8 protein-coding genes are annotated in these 18,720 nt (G+C 49.9%); 3 read left to right on the forward strand and 5 right to left on the reverse strand.

What is annotated here, in order from left to right:
• Positions 1 to 78: 78 nt before the first annotated feature.
• Positions 79 to 1,788 carry an alkaline phosphatase D family protein gene (locus ACCI49_RS20105; protein WP_371840989.1) on the reverse strand — a complete coding sequence of 570 codons (1,710 nt, stop codon included), beginning with the start codon at positions 1,786 to 1,788 and terminating at the stop codon, positions 79 to 81.
• A gap of 1,050 nt (positions 1,789 to 2,838) precedes the next feature.
• Between ACCI49_RS20105 and csrA the strand changes: the two genes are divergently transcribed.
• Both csrA and ACCI49_RS20115 read left to right on the forward strand, forming a co-directional pair.
• Complete coding sequence (gene csrA / locus ACCI49_RS20110; protein WP_371840991.1) at positions 2,839 to 3,018, forward strand: carbon storage regulator CsrA; 180 nt, start codon at positions 2,839 to 2,841, stop codon at positions 3,016 to 3,018.
• A 2-nt stretch (positions 3,019 to 3,020) separates the two neighbouring features.
• Positions 3,021 to 3,332: a hypothetical protein gene (locus ACCI49_RS20115; RefSeq protein WP_371840992.1), complete on the forward strand. Its 312-nt coding sequence runs from the start codon at positions 3,021 to 3,023 to the stop codon at positions 3,330 to 3,332.
• A gap of 168 nt (positions 3,333 to 3,500) precedes the next feature.
• Here the strand turns inward: ACCI49_RS20115 and ACCI49_RS20120 are convergent, their stop codons facing one another.
• From ACCI49_RS20120 to ACCI49_RS20135, 4 genes are all read right to left on the reverse strand, one after another.
• The gene (locus ACCI49_RS20120) at positions 3,501 to 4,184 is read right to left on the reverse strand and encodes a hypothetical protein (protein WP_371840993.1); all 684 of its coding nucleotides are present in this window, start codon (positions 4,182 to 4,184) and stop codon (positions 3,501 to 3,503) included.
• Positions 4,185 to 4,187: 3 nt separating this feature from the next.
• Entirely contained in the window at positions 4,188 to 14,366 is a 10,179-nt protein-coding gene (locus tag ACCI49_RS20125; RefSeq protein WP_371840994.1) for an RHS repeat-associated core domain-containing protein, read from the reverse strand.
• A gap of 348 nt (positions 14,367 to 14,714) precedes the next feature.
• A complete protein-coding gene (locus ACCI49_RS20130) occupies positions 14,715 to 15,719 on the reverse strand; it encodes an outer membrane protein assembly factor BamB family protein (RefSeq protein WP_371840995.1) in 1,005 nt (334 codons plus the stop codon).
• Positions 15,720 to 16,265: 546 nt separating this feature from the next.
• Positions 16,266 to 16,592, reverse strand: a complete 327-nt coding sequence (locus tag ACCI49_RS20135) for a hypothetical protein (protein ID WP_371840996.1) — start codon at positions 16,590 to 16,592, stop codon at positions 16,266 to 16,268.
• Positions 16,593 to 17,210: 618 nt separating this feature from the next.
• On the opposite strand from ACCI49_RS20135, the gene ACCI49_RS20140 reads away from it, so the two are divergent.
• Positions 17,211 to 18,386, forward strand: a complete 1,176-nt coding sequence (locus ACCI49_RS20140; protein ID WP_371840997.1) for a thiolase family protein — start codon at positions 17,211 to 17,213, stop codon at positions 18,384 to 18,386.
• Positions 18,387 to 18,720: the final 334 nt, after the last annotated feature.

The raw sequence follows: 18,720 nt of genomic DNA on the forward strand, positions 1-18,720 counted from the left end.
TCTTCGCCTCTATGTCAAGCTAGTTTTTGTCCGTTTTTTGACCCATGAAACTCTAAACTCTAGTTTAGATAGAAAGAGTTACTTTTCAGTCAACCACATTCCCACAGGCTCATAATTGAACTCTTTGTAAATTTTCTTTGTGGCAGCCGGGTTGTCAGACTTTTTATCAATGTCATAAACAGTCCAATTCAGCTCACTGTGGTTGAACTCAATTACCGCATATCCATAGATGTTACTGACAAAGTCCTTGATATGCGGGTTGTTTAGCTGCACTCCGCCGTTTAGCAGCGAAGTAAAAACACTGCCTACATCGATACCCTTCTCTACCGTATCATTCATGTTTGGAGAAGAAATGGAGGGAGTCATCAATTCTACACCCACCAGGTTATCGTAATTCCAATTATTGATATTGTTGAAATTCACTTTTAAGTAAGAGGTAATACTGGAATGCAGATCACCAGTTAGCACAACAAAGTTATCAATACTGCTGTCTTTAACAGTGGAGAGAATTTTCTCACGCTCCCACTGATAGCCATCCCAAGCATCATAGTTGGCATAAACCAGCGGACGGCCCAGGGCTGTTCCCGCCAATTGTGCCAGCAAAGTCTGATTGCCCCATACTTTCCAGCGTGCATTTGAATTCACAATGCCATCTATAAGCCAATCGCGCTGTGTCTTTCCAAGCATGGTTTGAGATTCATTTTCATAGTCGGTGCACCAGTAGTTTTCCCAGGCGGTGCCATCTTTACAAGGCTCCTTGGTTCGGTAAGTACGGCTGTCGGTCATATAGAGATCGACCAGATCACCAAACTGGAAAGAGCGATAAATCTGCAGGTAATCAAAAGCGTGGCTGGCTGCCTCATTCACTTTTACCCGCGCAGGGACATACTCAATCCAGGCCTGCTGGGCATCGCGGCGAAGTTGGCGCAACTGGTCCGGGTTATTATTCCCGGTTTGGTATGGGTGAGATGGTACGCCCAGGGTATCGCGGTCGTAGTCCCAGTAGGCATTGTCCGCAGTTTCGTGATCATCCCAGGTGATGATGAACGAGTGCATTTCCATTGCGCGCTGCAGGTTCTTGTCTTTACGGTATTCCTTATAGATATGGCGGTAATCTTCCAGGTTCATCGCCACTGATCCACCGGAAGGCAAGGCTAAGGAGTGAACAATAGAATCTTCGAAGCCTTCATACTCCGCATACTCATAGATAAAGTCACCCAGGTGCAACACGCAGTGGACATCCTCATCCGCCAGGTGGTTGTAGGCGTTGTAATAACCGGTGGTGTAATCCTGACAGGTCACCACTGCCATCTTGATACTTTCCAGGCTGCCAGTTGGCAACGTGTGGCAACGACCAGTACGGCTGCAAAGGTTGCCGTACTTAAAGCGGTAGTAGTATCGCTGGTTGGGTGATAAGTAACCTTCCAGGTCAATATTTACCGTATAATCACGATCGGCGGTGATATCATCGGCACTGACCTCAGCACTTAGAATCGGCTGGGTAAACCCTTCATCTAATGCCACGTCGATATAGAGAGTTTGGCCAGATACATACGCTGCCGGATTGATATGAGTCCAAAGTACAACACCAGTTTGGCTAGGATCTCCAGAGGCAACGGATAGATCAAAGACAAGGCCGTCATTATCAATTTCAGAATTGAATGGGCTACTACCAAGATTAAAGCGCGCATAGGTTTCGCTGTTGCTGGCAGCCAAAGAGCGAACGGTAAACGGTGTTAACAGTGCAAGCCCCATAGCTTGGACAAACGTACGACGAGAGACAGTCATAATCCCCACTTCCTGTTAGTTATGAGTTCCAAAATGTGAAAGGGGGCGGATTCTATAGAAGAACGTACCAACAAAGAAGATTTGACGGCCTACAAAGTCCGGGCAAACAGATTATTGAAGATAAAAATGATCAAAAGACATTAATGTCATCTTGTTTGACCATGCTTGAAAATCACTAACAAACACTAAACCTGTAGCAGTCACTAAAAAAGCTATACGACACTGACAGGCATTCCCAGAAAGGAAACAAGCACTTTAATCCGCGGAGAAAACAAATAGTTTTCTTATAAAACTCCAGGAAAATCGATCAAAATTATTAGATTTGAGATACCTCCTTGAAGAGTATGCTCATAAATTTTAAGCGTGTTATCACTCAGAAGACCGTATCTCCAAAGCCAATCAAGCGCTTTCTATCGATATAAAAAAACAGCTCCAAACCGCAGTATTACTGATATTTTCTTTATTGAGCTCAAGCCTGGGAGTTAGGGAAATGAATCATTTAGCCTGCAATTTTTAGAGGGAAATAGAATTTATTCTAAACGGCAGCGCATCAAATATAGGCGCGGAAATTATCTTATTGGATTTTATTCAGTTTGTTTTAATGTCAAAGCTGCGTAGAATTGACAGATATTTATCGATATTTTGGCCGTAATTGAGTAAGCCTGTATAGGCTGGTGACCGAAAGATCAAGAAACACAAGAGCTTTCTAAAAACCCATCCCTCAAAGGAGAACGGTAGCGTGACATAAGAGTAAGTAAAAGGCGCTGACCCAAGGTGCGGACACACCAGGGGCCAGCTAACCAAATTGATAACTAACCTATCAAAGTGGCTCAGTGGATAATACGCTAGAAACCCGCTCGTCTTCAATAAAGTCAAGTAGATTCAGCAGCTTGGAGTGTATCCTCAAGCTCTGGGAGCGTTGCGCCCGCCTTTTCTTCTTCTACGCCTACCGTTCTCGTGCACCTCCTCTCATTTCCTTCAGACGTTACTTCCCAATCTTTCCCACCGCAGAAAGACCACCCCTTGTTTAAGTATCAATAGGAAGTGAACATGTTGATTTTAAAGCGCCGCACTGGAGAAAACTTAAGGATTGGAGCAAATGTCTCGGTCACAGTGTTGGAGGTTAAGGGGAATCAAGTAAAGATAGGAATAAACGCCCCTAAATCCCTGCCTGTTCACCGTGAAGAGATTTATAGGCGTATTAAAAAGGAACAGGAGGCGGACTACTGAATATGCCAAAAGGGTTGCCCTTTCAGCTGGATCACTATCTGGAGTTAGTGGATTGGAGCGGTCGACACTTTGACCCCAGGAAGCGAGGGTGTATTACCGAAAACACACCTCCTATCCTCGAGCGGCTGGGTATTTCACCCAAACACTGGCTCTATCTCAACCGAAATTTTGAAAGCCGCTTTAAAAGCTTGATGGGATCAGTGCAAGCAGGGCAACAAGACTGTACCCGGCTTAATAAACGCTGGGTACACGGCATTGGGATTGCCGGCATTTCCTTTCTGCCACGCCCCGCTGATTCTGTCCCCCCTTCCTAGCTACCTGCATTCCTCTTGGTTTTTACCGAAAACCCCAATTTTCGAATCCAAAATCTAATTCTTGACCCTTTCAATATGTCTTAGTATCAATCCAAGTAGAAACAACCGCCAAGATGGCATCTGCGCCTCAGCTAGCACCTTCCCCCTCAATTTATAGGTGTCCTGAATTTAATACTGCACAATATTCAGTTCTAAAAGCCTCTTCTTAGGCAAAGCTTGTCTTTCAAACACAAGGTTCCAAGCTCCCACATCTGTTGAAATCTGAACCTCCACACCTTTTTCACCAGGCGCAACCAGATCAATCCCAACAACCTTCAACTCACTGGCAGTCAGTATTTTCTTAATATTCCCGCGCCACCCGTGAATCATTTCTCTAAGAAACCCAATTTCATCAAAGATATTTTTCAGACATTCAGAGTTAGACACGCACCCAATCAAATCCAAAATCTCTTCCCTCTGAGTTTCGTATATAGCAGAAGCTGACCTGAGAAGAATATAAAATTGACCTGTATACCCACCCTCGCAGTTATTGCTGCATTCAAACAGCCTGTAATACACCTCTCCAGCATCCTTGCCTGGGCTATCCTTTAGGAGGTTTGGCGAGAAGATTTCTAACCAATAAAAACCATCGCCAACTTTCTTAGGGCTAGAAAGACCCGCTATAACTCGCTCTTTTCCAGACGCAACACAAAATTCCAGCTGAAAAATTTCTGATGCCCACTCAGAGCTAAGAGAATTTTTCTCTAGCAGTTCCTCATCAACTAATTCCAAACGGCATTCAGAAACGGCTACAGAGCCAATGCAACCCACGCAAACGGCATAAAGAACAATAAACAATATCAACCTAGCCATAAGCTACCTATACGCTTTAATAATCTGATTCACCTCGGAAGATGAAAAATTAGAGCGAGGAGTTCTTGAATAGCTCATAATGCTATTCGTGCTATTGAATTGATGGGGAGCTCCGATTGCATGACCAAATTCATGCAAAATAACGCGTTGCTCACCTGAAAACCCCTGAAGAACTTGAATTTTTGACCTTGGGCCACCAAATCCCAACCACCGATTTTTTAATGTTACATGTTGAGCAAGGGTACGGTTTCCGCCCACATCAACTGCAATATGTCCCATTGTTTCAAAGGTGATATCTGCTCCACTCTTCACCCACTTAAATGCAATGTTTACCTTTTCGCTCTCATTAACGGTCATTAATTGGCTGGCTGCCTCATGACACGCTATTGGATTATTTGCACAACCATAGGTGATTTCCCCGGTCAAAACTCCATCTTCGACTGTTAAACCCCACCCCCTGTCTTCAACATTAAATAGCTTGGTAGCATCATCTGGGCTTCCATCTCCTCTCAGATCTTGGGAGCTACCAACCGCCGATCCGATCGCAAACATGAAAGCCGCATAAGCCGCCCCATTGGCAAACTTACCACCGGTAATCTCACTGGCGGTACTACCGACTACCACTGCAGCCAGGAACTGTCCTTCTATACCTAGTCCAGCCTCTAGAGCCCCAAGGCTGGCACCTTTAGCCAGACCTGCAGACACAAAACCATGGCCAAACTTACCGCCTTGCAGTTCAGATAAAATACCGCCTGTAACAGCATGAGCAGCCACCTGCACTGCATAATGACTGCCGGAAAATGCCTGACCCACCCCATAAAATGCCGCAGAAGAGATGGCAGCGTAAGCACCGGATTTAAGGGCCGCACCAAAATCACCTGTTGTAGCATAAGTAGACTGTGCACTGGTGTAAGCAGATACAGCAATAGCACAAGGCCCGCAAGTTACAGCTGCAACTGTAGTCGCAATGGCATTGATCATTGGATGCAATTGCTCAGGCAGTATCCTGTAAATGGCCGCATCCATTAAGGCGCCAAAGATAAAGCCACTGGGGTCAGTGCCATTTAAAGGGTTGTTTTGCCCATAGCTATACCGGTTGTAGCTCTGTACATTGCTTGGTGCTTGCACAATAGGATCCGCTTGCAGGAACCTGGCCAGGCGGGGATCATAAATCCGCCCATTCATATGAATGAGCCCCACCTGATCCAGCATTTCGTGGCCGGTATAACCGCGGGTGGTGATACTGGAGTCAAAGGTGCTTAACTCTGCGCTGAGCAGGGCTTCCCAGCTCTGCGCGTTGCGGCGTTGTCCCCAGGCATCGAAGCTGTAAACAGCCTTGCCATCATTGGCAATCTCACCTTTGCTGCCAGTAATCACATCCAGTGAGCCCAGATGGTCTTTGTGCAGATACTGGGTGCTGCGATTACGGTATTGACCCTCACTATCCCCATCGCTGGCTGTCAGACTGATCAGGGCTCCGCCGGGGAGATAACGCTTGATCTCGGTAATACCGTCTTTGGTTATTTTCTCGACATTGCCGATGCTGCGAGTCTCGGTAACCTTGCCGCTCTTGTCTGTATCGATACGGAGGTAGCGCATGCGGTCCGGGCCGTATTTAAACTCGGTCTTGTGTCCGTCCTTTGTGATTTCAGTAGGTTTGTCAAAGGTGGTGTATTTCAGCCTTCTGCCGCTGGAATCCTCGGTCATATTGCCATTGGCATCGTATTGATAGCGCACACCATCGGAGGTTTCACAGACGGCGTGGGGGCCGAAGCCTTGATCACACTGGCTACCGTAACGGTATTCACCCACATCGGATTTGAAGGTGATATTGCCCAGGTCATCGTAGCGCAGGGTCTGCGCTTCACGGCCTGCCACCTGGGCGCTGGTGAGACGGTTTAGTTCGTCATAGAGGAAGTCTTCGCGCAGGTTTTTCCCTCCACTTTGTTCCACGCGGTTTTCGAGGTTGCCGACGTCATCCCAGTCGTAACTGAGATGCTGGAGGTCGCCAACACCCAGCACACTGGCTGTCTGACCCCGCAGAAGGCCAGTTGCGGGATGGTAGTCTTTGATGGTGGTAATGCCATTGCCACTCAGGTGCTCGGTCACATTGCCACGGGCATCCATTTTGACGACAGTATAAAACTGTTCGGCGGTGGCGAGGTTGCGCAGCTCGGCGTCTACAACCTGGGCGAGATAGCCGTATTGGTTGTAATGGTGGCGGATGGCACTGCTTTTCCAGCTACCGTCGCCACCGGCATCAAAGACTTGGAACGGCCGCGAGAACTGGTCGTAGTTGGTTTTTTCATAGTGGTCGTCGCCCCCTTCCAGAGAGAAGCTGGTAATGGTTTCACTGGGACGGCCATAGTGATCATAGCTATACAGTTTGGCGTAGCTGTCTGAGCTATTGCTGGGATCGAATGCCTCCACTCGGATCAGTGCTGCCGGAGGTACGCCATTTTCTCCAGTGCTCTGGTCGTTGTTGTAAAACCACTTCGTGGTATTTACGGCTTTACTGGTGTCAAAATCTCGACGCTCGGTCAGGCGGCCGAGAATGTCATAGGTATTCTCGACTCGCTGACCCTTAGCATCGGTTTGCTGTTTCAGTTCTCCGTAGCCGTTGTAGACATACTCCCAGTCCCCTTTGTCTGGGTCGGACATGCTGTCTTTGCGGCCGAGCAGGTCGTAGGTCATGCGGGTGATCAGGTTGCGGCTGCCGTTCCCTTTATTGATCACTTGCAGCAGCTGGCCCTCGGCGTCGTGGGTAAATTCGAGGGTATTATTGGCGTTGTCCTGAGCCCGTACTTTTTCCCCAACCACATTGCTGATTTCTACCTTGCGCTGTCCCTTGGGATTGATGGCAGTGGTGGTGGTGCCTTGGTATTCCAGAGTGAGATCCCAGCGAGTACCTCTGCTGTTACTGATCCCCGGCAGGTCGGTTCCTATCACGCGACCAAGACGGTCATAGTCGTGGGTTGTCCAGTAGGCAGTAGCGCCAGCTTTGTAGGGTTCTGACTGGTGTTTTACCCGGCCCACATTGTCGTATTCAATATCGACATAATTCCAACCGCCATCGAAAGCGCGGGTGGCTTTGCGCACTTCCCGGGCGATGAGGTCGTAACAGGTTAGGGTTTCGCCGCCACCACCGCTGTATACGCGCTGCTGGGTGCTGGCACCACTGGGGCACTGGGCGCCGGCTGGGGCCAGAAGGCTGCTGCTCTGTGCACCTGTACTGCTGTAGCTGTGCACCTGGCGATTAAAGACATCGTAGGTGATCTGGCTGACCACACCGGCGATATCCTCAACCTCAGTGGGGTGACCGGCACTATTGCGTTGCAGTACCCGACTGAGTGTCTGGTTATAGCCGTTTACCTCTTCATCTACAAAACGTCCATTAGAGTTATATACCCAGCGCTGAGTGCGCGGTTCTTCGTTAGCGGCAGATTGCTCGGCAAGGGTTTTATTACCAAAGTCATCGTATTCGTAACGGGTGGTCAGTTGCAGAGAATCGCCGGGCTCCAGGATTTCCTGTTTGAGAAGCCCTGCCTGATTACCGCTGTCGTAGTAGGTGAAGGCACTTTTACGCACGGCCTCGTGGTGCTGGCCCCCTTCGCTACGGCTGTGGGTGACAGTGGTATTGAGCAAACGTCCGAGTTGGCGATAGCTATTAAAGCTGTGTTGTGGATTCTGGAAACTGACTGCTCCACTGCCATAGTCATTGACGGTCTCGGTGCTGAAGCGGTCCCCGTCAGGCGTTTCGGTGACCGCGAGAACACGAATGACGTTACCATCAGTATCCTGCTCGGTGGAGGTGGTGACGGTTTTCAGCTGCGCGCCCTGAGCTTGGCCATCGTTAACGAAGTCGTAGGACTTTTCGACACTGGTGGTGAGAACCGGCTTAAGTGGTCCCAGTTTGATTGTGCCGTTGAGGGCTGTTGCCGGGAAGCTGGATTGCCAACCTTGTAGTGTCCAGGTGTTGTCGGATTCACTCAACAAGTAACCCTGGGGTGTGCGGGTTTCTGTGCGCAGTGGATAACCGCGGAAGGGGAAATCCTGGCGGTAGTGGGTGGTGGTTTTGATACCACTTTGCTCGTCGATGGTGCGCAGGCTTTCAAAGCCCAAGAGTCCGCGACCACCGGCCTGAAGGCGCGCGCCACCGTACATATAGCGGATGGTGCTGGTGGCCTCCGAATCCACCTGTCCTGCAGTGGCGGCATTGGTTGCGGGGGCACTGCTATCGACTTGAGTGACCAAAAACTGGGTACCGGGCATTTCCAGTACTGAGCTGGTTTTGCCGAGGGTGTGCTGCCCCTGCCAGTCGCTATTGAGCGCGTGGTAAAAATCGCTAGTGGTGTTGACCCCGTACTGGGTACACCAGTCCTCAATGGCATCGGTATTTCCACTTCCACAGTGGGACTCGAGCACAGCGCCAATATCCAGGCGCGCATAGTGGCCAGAGGTAACGCTTGAGCCGAATGTGATATGGGTTTGCGCTCCCAGACCATTGGTGATTTTCTCAATCACGTTGGGGGCCACCTTGCGGTCTGGCGAGTGATAAATACGCAGATAATCGCCAGCGAACTCCACCCAGTCGGTAGAACCATCGCCGTTCATATCCAGGAACATATCCAGGCCATCTTTGCGCGCATTGCGGAAGTTCTCTTCTGCGCTGTAGCTCTGCTGGTCGCTCTGCCAGCGGCGCAGGCGCAGTTCTTCCTGGTCGCCCTGCTCTCTTCGCCAAACCAGGTCGAGATCCCCATCTCCCTCATAGTCCAACCAGCTCGGCTGGGCGTCTTTGGGGAAGCTGCCCAAGCTGACTGGAGTGGCGAAGCCGGCCCCGGTGTTGAGCCGGTAGGAATAAGGGGTGTTGCCCGTGGTATCTTCTTGAACCAGATCCACTAACCCATCGCTATTGATATCGACGGCCCGCAGCTTGCGGTGCAGGTAAGGATGACGCTGCAGAGACGTTGCACCCGTTTCATCACTGCCACCCTTAAAGCCCCAGGTTTGCTCTGTGCCATCCGGAGAATCCATTACCTGTTGGCCGAGAACCAACTGATTGCCTTGCACCTTGACAACATGGGCGCGGGTCCACTGGGACTCCATATCACCCTTGTCCCACCGCATCAGAGTCTGCATCAAAATCAAATCGACCTGACCATCCCCATCAAAATCCCCGATCACATCCGGGTTCAGATAAGTTTCTAGCGTCTTGTCGTCCCAGGACGGTGGGTTAAAGGGGGCTGGCGTGGGCATTTGCCAGGATTGCAAGGCACCAAAGTGATAGAAGTTGGCGGAGTCAGTGGATGCTCCAGAGGGCTGTAACAGCTTGTAGCCAGACGAGGTCACAGCATCTGCCAAACCGTCACCATTGATGTCCACAAAACGGGTGTTTTTGTCCAGGGAAAGCTCTATGGGTGATGTCGAAAGACGCCAGGCACCGTTGCTATAAACCGACTGGTGCAGCTTCCAGATACCGCCATCTGCCCCTGATCGACGGAAAAGTGCTACATCGGCACGACCATCGGCGTTGTAGTCAAATACCTCCCAGCGATAAGGGCTGAGCGAACTGCCACCGTAGTGGCCCGCCTGCTGTTCGGGACCAAAACCCTGTTCTGTCGCCAGCACATATTTGAGGTATTGATCGCGGATTTTAGGCTTGCCATCCACCTGGTCCCAGTCCACCTCGAGCCAGACAATATCCATACGTCCATCGCCGTTGATGTCCGCAGGTCTTGGTGAAACAGTGCGGTCTTCCTGATCGTTCAGTTTTACTGCGCTGGCAGAATCGGTAGTGAAGAAGATGGCTGGCAGGCGCCATTCAAACACGGTGTCGGGGTGGCACACACTGCCCACACACTCGCGTATGCGCTCAATACGGCTCAGCACATCCTCTTCGTAATCGGTTATGAGGTAGTCCAGTTCATAGCGTCGCAGCAGCGCGCTTTGCACCCCATGCGTGGTTATGGCATGCAACCGCTGGTTATTGGTTATTTTTGCACCGGCAACATGGCTACTGATGACATCTTCGCGCGCTTCATAGTCGAATGTTACTGAGGCGGCGGGACTGCTGCTGTCACCATAGGCGTAGCGGATTTCGCGGATACGGTGACCACCGCTTTGATCGTAGAAAAACTCGATGGGATTACCGGCACTGTCTTCCGTGCGGCTCACCACCCAGCTCAGAGTGCCAAAACCTGCGAGGGACTGCTGGGCATTATTTCCGTTGGTGTTTTGTCCGTAATAGTTAATAGAACCGTCTTTACGTTCGGCAGTAAAGTAGCTCGGTTTACCGGCGCTGCCACCGTGGGCAGTAACCAGAGTAAAGCTATCGATCTCGGTGCGGTACTGACTACCTGGGGCGCCATAGCTGCCCCCATTAACCAGTAACAGGCGCTGGCCATCCAGGCAGAAACGGTCCTCGCTTCCCCAGGTAATCGACCGGTTTTGGCCATCCTGCCCCAGAGTCTGGCGACAGCGGGTGACGCTGGAGAGACCACTTAGATTCCAACCCTGCCCGAGCAGGCCATTGCCCCCCTGGCTCGAGTAGTTGAGAGCCAATTGTGGCGCGACACCAGCGGTGCCCGCAGGCAGGCTCAAAGGTATTGAATAGGTAGCAGCCCCCGCTTCATTGACCCGGAACTGCCCTGGCAATGTACCCGTCTCCGCCGAGATGGCCATCGCCGTAGAATCCGGTAGTATCGATGCGGCAGGCTCTGGAGGCGTTTCCACAACGCCGTTGTAACAACCATTTGCGCACGGGCTGGTACCGCTGTTGAATGCCACTATATTCGTGACATCATCGTTATCGGGGTCATCGTCAGCGCCGTAGGAAGTGTCGCCGAGGAAGAGAATTTCCCACCAGTCTGGAAGGCCATCTCCATCGCAATCGCGGGTGTATGCATCGCCATCGTCACAGCTTGTAACCGCCCAGCTGTAGTCCTGTTCATACAAATATTTGAAGCTGCGGCGGAGCAAGGCATTAGTGGCGTAAACGTATTCCTCAGACTGCGCAAACAAAGTGGCAGCATGGGCGAGCGACAGACCCTCTGCGGTATCAATCAACTCGTCTCGGCTGTAGCTGCGCCCACCCCAGGTCAGATTCGGCTGCCCTTGCTCAGGGAACAACCTCTGATAGAGGGTATCGACAAAAGCCTCTGCCCGCACGCGGGGCTCAGTGTGCTTAAAGACCTCGGAGAAATTAGCCTGACCACTGGTGGAGACTAAAAAGGCTTCGGCAATATCCTTGTGGTTAGTATTGCCGCCGACCAACTGATAAGTCCAGAAGGTCAGAATCTTTCCGCTAAAGGGCAACTCGGGTTGTAGCAGGCTGCGATAGAGGCGCGCCACACTGAGATATTCCGGTTCTCTGGATGGATCTGGGACCCAATTACCGATCTCTTCCCAGAGAGCTGGATCGCCGACACTTTCCCAGATCAATTTACCGGGGCCTTCATTATCCCGGGTCAGGGCATATATCTGATTATTCTCGGCTGTAGAAAAATACAGGGTGTTTTCCCCGGCCAAAACCGGTTCTTTAATAATGCCGCCACTGGTGGGGTAGGTCCACTTAACCCGCTCCCAGGGGTTGGTCGCAGATGCATTGACGGCATAGAGTATGCCTTTCTCTTCGTCTCCAGTCCCACTGCCCTCTTCATTGGTCCCGGCTTCACTGATAATGGTGCCAAAGTAGAGTATGCGGTTTTCGTCCTGCACCGCTCGAGAGACCACTTTGCCTCGGGTAGGTAGACGCCACTTTTCCAGAGCATAAGGCGTGATGGCATAGAAGTTTTCATCCAATGCGCCCACGTAGATAGTGCCATCGGTGCTATCTATGCTCGGGGTGGCACGGATAAAACCATCGGCTGTAAAGGGCCAGCCCAACTCTTTGACACTGGTGCCATCCTGTTGTTTTAGGGCGTGCAATTGCGTGCCGGCAGCAACATAAACAACGCCATTGGTACCGATGGCTGGTGAGGAGCTGGTTTCACCAATAAGCTCGGTGTCACGGTTCCCATAGGCTGTGATGCCAGCAATGGCCCCATTGGGGTTGGTGACCCTTACTCGCACTCCGAGTTTAAACAGCTGGTCATAAAGTGCACTGCCCGGCGCAATACTGACACGCAGGCTGGTAGTGGAAACATGCTCAAGCGCCCCAGCACTCGCTGCAAAGGTTTGCTGTACCTCTGGATCGGCTACTCCAGTTAATGTCAGAGACAGGTCAGGATCCAGCCCCAAGCCGGATAGCGCAAGGCAGCCCTCACCACAGGATAGGCTTGCCGCCGTCAGTACAGGGGGCAATACAGAAACCAGAACCTGATTACTCGGTTCACTGCAGTCTTGAGGATTTTCTTTGGCACATGCCAGTACCTGGTAGGCATATTCATCAGGGTTTTTATTTTCTATAAGAGCGCTGGTCTCAGACCCTTGCTGGATGAGGTTCCAGGCGGTCTGAGATTCCGCACCACCGGACTTTTCCTGAAGAAGGTATATAACCTCTTGGCTGCTTGAGGGATTCCAGGTAAGGGTATAACTGCCAGTGAACTGCGGATTAGAACTTCCAGACTCTGGGTGTGGACGTGCGGATAACGCCTGGGGAGCCTCCAGGGCATCTACGGTAATGGCAATCTCGTCACTGGGCGCACTGCACCCTAGGGGATTGCAGGCTCTGACCTGATAGCGATAGTGTCCCGATGATTGGTTCGACAGGTAAAAGCCATCATCTTCAATGTCTTCTCTAAATAAGCTAAAAGGCGAACCGTCTTTGCTTTGCTCGATCTTATACTCCGTAGTGCTCGCCACCGTGTTCCAACGTAAGGTGTAGTTACCGCTGCGGTTGACCCCAGGTTGCGTCTCTCCGCCAATGGTTAAGCCATTCGGCGCAGAAGGTATTGTGGCTGCGGTCACACTAAGAGGCTGGGGAAGAGAAATTTTCGAGCGCCCTTCGTTATCGGTCACCTTAACGGATAAAGTAAAGTCACCGGAAACCCCCTCCCCCGGTGTCCAGACCAACTGATACTGCTTTCTTTCGCCACTTTCGTTTGTATCAAGAGGCAAGATCACCACTGGGTCTAAAGAGGAAATCACCAGCCACTTGGAATTAAGGACTGTACCTATCCCGGCACCACTCAGCAAAAACTCCACCGAGGCCACGCGGCCATCAGGATCTTCTGCTTCTGCCTCTAGGGTAACTGTATTGTATTGCACAATAGTTTTTGGTGGATTGACCAAGCTACCTATTGGAGACTTGTTCGAATCCACCTCAATAGTGGCACTCTGATTATAAAGAGAACTACTTGCACCAAGGTTATCCGTTGCAACAGCCCAAACCTCAAATTCACCTTCTTCACTCGGAGTCCAATTCAGACGATAGCAATTTTGGCACTGCTGGCTGGTATCTTTTGTAGCATTTCCAATGGATTGCTCTGTAGTACTACCGATAGGCTGATAAAAAAATTCGACCTCTCCAATAGAACCATCATTATCATCCGCAGTAACATAAAACGTTTTCACCTGGCCATACTCGACATGGCCACTGTTGTCGCTACCTTTCCAGCCAATACTGGGGGATTGGTTGGAAGTTACCTTGACAGTCATCTTCGTGGATAGAGGACTGCACTCCAGGCTGTTACAGGCCTGGAGCTGATAGGAATAGCTACCATATTTTTTATTGGAGAGCGTATGGGATGTTGGTAGTGGTGTGCCCGTCCACTGCTCTAGCGGGGGGGAGGTGATGGAATTTTCAATGAGGCTGATCGTCTTGGCATTGTCGGGGTTTTCCCAGTGCAAGGTGTAGCTTTCACCTTCGATCACCTGACTAGGTGTAATAGGAAAAGGACTGGGGGCGCTTATGGGATTGGAGACAGTAGCACTTGCACTGTCCAGGCTTTCTGACTCGGTCTCCGAAACAAAAAAGCATCTACCATTGTGTGTAAAAGGACCATTTCCCGGTGTAATATTCCCAGTTGTTTCGGACTTGATAACGGCGTTGCTAGGAGCAGGAGGGGGTAAAAAAAAGGGGTCACCGTTACATGGGTATTCCTCACTGAGAATTGTTTTGTAGCCGATGAGAGAAAACGTCCATCTGCCTTTTTCTGTAACTTGTAGCGAATAGACGCCTCCCCCCAGATGGGTTCCCAGCTGGCTAAGAGTACCTTTGGACTCATAAACACCATCAGCCAATAGTGAAACCCGCACCTCTGACCAAGAGATCGGGCAGTTTGTATGATTTGGCCCACAACTCGTTGTGTACGTGCCTACTCTAATACTCAGGGAGCCATCTTTACTGTTTGTTGGCGACACCGTTATTGTATTTGCGTGTGAGTAGGCTCCCATACATAACAACAACAAGATACTGAAGGTTTTCAGTATGCCAAGCAGAGGACTAGAAAAGCTGGTCATTGTGTTCATTTTTTGTATTTGTTGCACTGATGCCAAAAATACCTTCTATCGGGCATTCGCCATTAGAAGGTATTTTTTAGAAATAATATTTAAAAAAACTGGTTAGAGTTTCCTTGTCCGCGGCACAATTTATGGCTGCAGATCCCGTTGCCACAGTAAAGTGGGTTGTGACAGCTGCTCTGGTAGCGCTTCGGAATCAGGTGTAGGAAAGGCTATCGTCGGCCCATCTGGGATTGGGTCCAAGGTTACGAGCGCAAAGACTTTGTGGCTTGTACTGTGGATATAAAGTACTGAGCCATCCTCGCTCAGGGTCGGTGCGGTACTCACCGTTTCTCCCCCGGGCAGTTGGTAACGCCACTGTTCACTGCCATCTGCGATATTCAAGGCGTAAATGGTGCCACTATAGCTCACGGCATAGATCATGCTGTGATCGGGACTCAGTATGGGGCTGGCAATCACACCACTCTCTGTGTGTACCTGCCAAAGAATGGATTTATCCGCTTTTACGGCAAAAACTCGCCCGCCTTCAGCCTTATTGGCACCTACATAGGCGATGCCATTTGAAACCGCAGCCTGGCTCATCACCACACCAATATCGTCCAGTGCCCAGGTCAATTCACCATCGGCAGAAAAGTGATAGTAGTTTCCATCAAAGTTGCCCTGATAAACGCTGTTATCTTCCAGTGCGGTGAGTGAAGCTCCGATGGATTCGGGCTGTAGCTGGACCTGCTGAAGGGATAGATGGCTGATCAGGCTCTTTGCTGGTGGGCCGCTTTCCCAGAGATTGCTTGGTTGTTCCGAAGCTAGAGTAACTTGTATTTGGGCAGTTTTGCTTCCGGAGGGGCCTTTGGCCAACAAGGTGTAGGTGGTAGTAGTTGTGGGGGCTACTCGCACAACCCCCTGGGCCTGCAGCCCTTCAATCCGAGTCCCATTGCTATTGTTGATAAGGGTTACGGTTGTCGCTCCAAGCACTGACCAGCTAAGCCCGGCACCATCTCCCGGCTGGAACAACTTTTCGGGGAGTGCTGAGAAAGCGCGGATCTCAAGCTCTGCCCCACCCTCCAGTGCAGACAATGGCGAGTCCGATACGAGCGTCATTTCTGCGGCATCAAGCTCTTCAGAAGATAATCCCAAACAAACAGCTAGCGCAAGAAAGCAGATGGGTAATATCCGTAACGAAGGGCATTGTGAAGAGAACCTCTTGCACCCTGACCAAAAAGCAATCAGTAATGGGGCCATGCGAAGTGTTTTATCCATAAATAAAGGGAGGATCCCGTTCGCAGATTTTTAGCTATCTGGAATTTGTTTTTCGACACTGCCAAAGTGGCGCTTTGTTTATCTTAACTTAATGAGTAGAAATTTCAAAATGTTTTACATAGCTTCTTGCCGGGCTTAAACCTTTTAAAATTTCCAAACATCTAGCGATCTGGAAGAAATCAAGTAGGAACGTGGAGTGACTGTTGACCTCAAAAGCTGAGATCGGCTTCAGATTTAACACCCTTCGCCAGCGCTGTGACGTGGACCTTGAGTCGTTGCTCGAGGTCTTTATTGCTCATGGTTGCTCCGATATAGCGTATGGGGCATGAGCAGTTACAGAATTTAAACTACAGCCTCGACTTGACTGAGCATATATTGAAAACTCGTAACTGTCAGTCAAGCCTGAACTATTACATCTATTATTTATTTTCTTAAGTCAATGCCTGGCGCATGACAAGCATCATCATTTAGGTCTTTATCAAATACAATACCGACCGTCTCACCTGTATGATACGCCGACAGCGCCACCGATAGAGAACTTTTAAGTATTTCAGGGCGAAGGTCCGCCGAAGTAAAATAAGCGTAATTATGCCTGCAATCACTAAGCCCAGTGTTTCCGACAAAAGTGACGATGAAATCTCCTTGGCCATACCTCCATATCCTATTAATTTCGCCACGATACCATGTCGGCTCTGAGGCTGCATTTGAACTAACAACCAGCAAACAGATTAAAGTGAAAATTTTATTCATGAATTCCCCTTTGAATATTTAGTGGGCACCTCTAAAAATTGCGCTTTCCTGAATTTTATCACCCTGAAGACCCCATGAATCGGTACTGACGGACACCAAAAAATTAATTTATAGAGGTGCCTTAATATCTCAATTAAGCTTTAAATATACTTCTACTTAAACTGCATATCAGTCAATTTAAAAGAAACTTAAACTCTACCAACTAATACCAGACACTTGGACGGGCTTGGTTAGATTTGGGCCCGCATTCTCTCCGCTATTCCCTTCATTGAAAAGTCCTCATAGTCAATTAAGCTGGATTTCCACTAATTGATGGAAAGTTAACTCTGGAAGTTGGCCCTAGATTCACACAATATCGCAACTAGTGGAGTAGCCTCCTGTCAATGCTCGTGATAAAGCTCGCAATACTGATCTCAAGCAAATAGGATGAGCAAAATTCCACCAAATCGATTGGGAAGGGATAGGACTAAAATCCATGCGATAGTCTATAGTCGCGTAATCACACTTAGACGGAATGATCAGTCGTGGGATACCCGCAAGCATAAATAACAAAACTGCCCTCTTTTCATTGTCTAATCTACTTTAAATACAATTCATCCGACCACCCCGAGGCTTCTCATGAAAGATGTCGCCGTCGTCGCCTATTGTCGAACTGCCATCGCCAAAGCAAGACGTGGTGCACTCAATCAGACCCACGGTATTCCGATGGCGGCTCATGTAATAAGGGAAGCCGTTGATAGAGCGCAGTTGGACCCACACGAGATTGAAGATGTGGTGCTGGGCTGCGGCTTACCCGAGGGGGCTACCGGGCACAATATCGCGCGCAATGCGGCACTCTTTGCCGGCTGTGGAACCCAGACACCGGGTATTACTATCAACCGCTATTGTGGTTCCGGTCTGAATGCCGCCTCGGTTGTAGCAAACCGCATAGCTGCTGGAGAAATGCAAATTGGCATTGCCGGTGGGGTTGAAAGCATCAGCCTGGTTCAGTTCCACCTAAACTTGGATAACTTCGTCTACCAACCTCTCCAGGAAAAAATCCCCGCCGTTTGGTGGACCATGATTCAAACAGCAGACTTTGTCGCCGATAAATTTTCAATTAGCCGCGAAGCTCAGGATCAGTATGTAGTGGACTCCCAAAAGCGAGTGGCGGCGGCACTTAAAGAAGGAAAATTTGCCGAGGAAATTGTTCCCCTTAAGACGGTAATGTCAGTGAAAAACAAGAAAACCGGTGAGACAAGTAATAAACACGTCACTTTAAGTGAAGATGAAGGACCCCGCCCTGATACTACCTTGGAAGGCTTAACGGCATTAGAGCCAGTGAACACAGGTGGCACGATCACAGCAGGCAACGCTTCCCAGCTATCTGATGGCGCAGCAGCTGTGGTAATGATGGATGCGGAATTGGCCGCGCAGAGAAACCTACCGATCCTCGGCCTGTTCCGCGGCATGCAGCTATCTGCAGTTGCACCAAAGGAAATGAGTATCGCTGTCGCACCCGCAGTCAAAAAGCTAATGAAGCAACACCGCCTGAATATGACCGACATCGACCTATGGGAACTTCACGAGGCCTTTGCCGTAACTACACTCTATAATCAAGATGAGCTGGATACCCCCTGGGAAATAACCAATGTCAACGGCGGTGCCATTGCTCTTGGTCACCCCTATGGCATGTCAGGAATCCGTTATCTCGGCTCCACTCTAATGGAGCTGGGAAGAAGAGAGAAACATAAAGCAGTCATCGGTGTCTGCACAGCAGTTGGCATGGCGACTGCAGCATACTTGGAGCGCTAGTGGAGTTACCAGAAGGCTGCTCAGATACTACTGGGTCAGAAGGAAGGAATACACTGCACTCGAGACGCGCTGGGAATACATCCCTGTAAGCTCGTAATCGGCATCTATGCCTCATACGGTCTCAAGCGCAGTGTATTTTTTCCTTCCCCCCTCTTAGTAACACCGTCTTTAATAAGGATACACGTTATGAAGCTATTGAAGTGCATGATCACCATTTCAATCCTTGTGTTGCTCCCACTAGTGGTCCATGCGGTTAATTCTGTAACGATTGTTTTGCACGCTCTACGGAAGCCAAGATTTGACCGGCGGGCTTTGTCCATTTAAATGGCTTTGC

The sequence above is a fragment of the Microbulbifer epialgicus genome, from assembly GCF_041447265.1.
Lineage (GTDB): Bacteria > Pseudomonadota > Gammaproteobacteria > Pseudomonadales > Cellvibrionaceae > Microbulbifer > Microbulbifer epialgicus.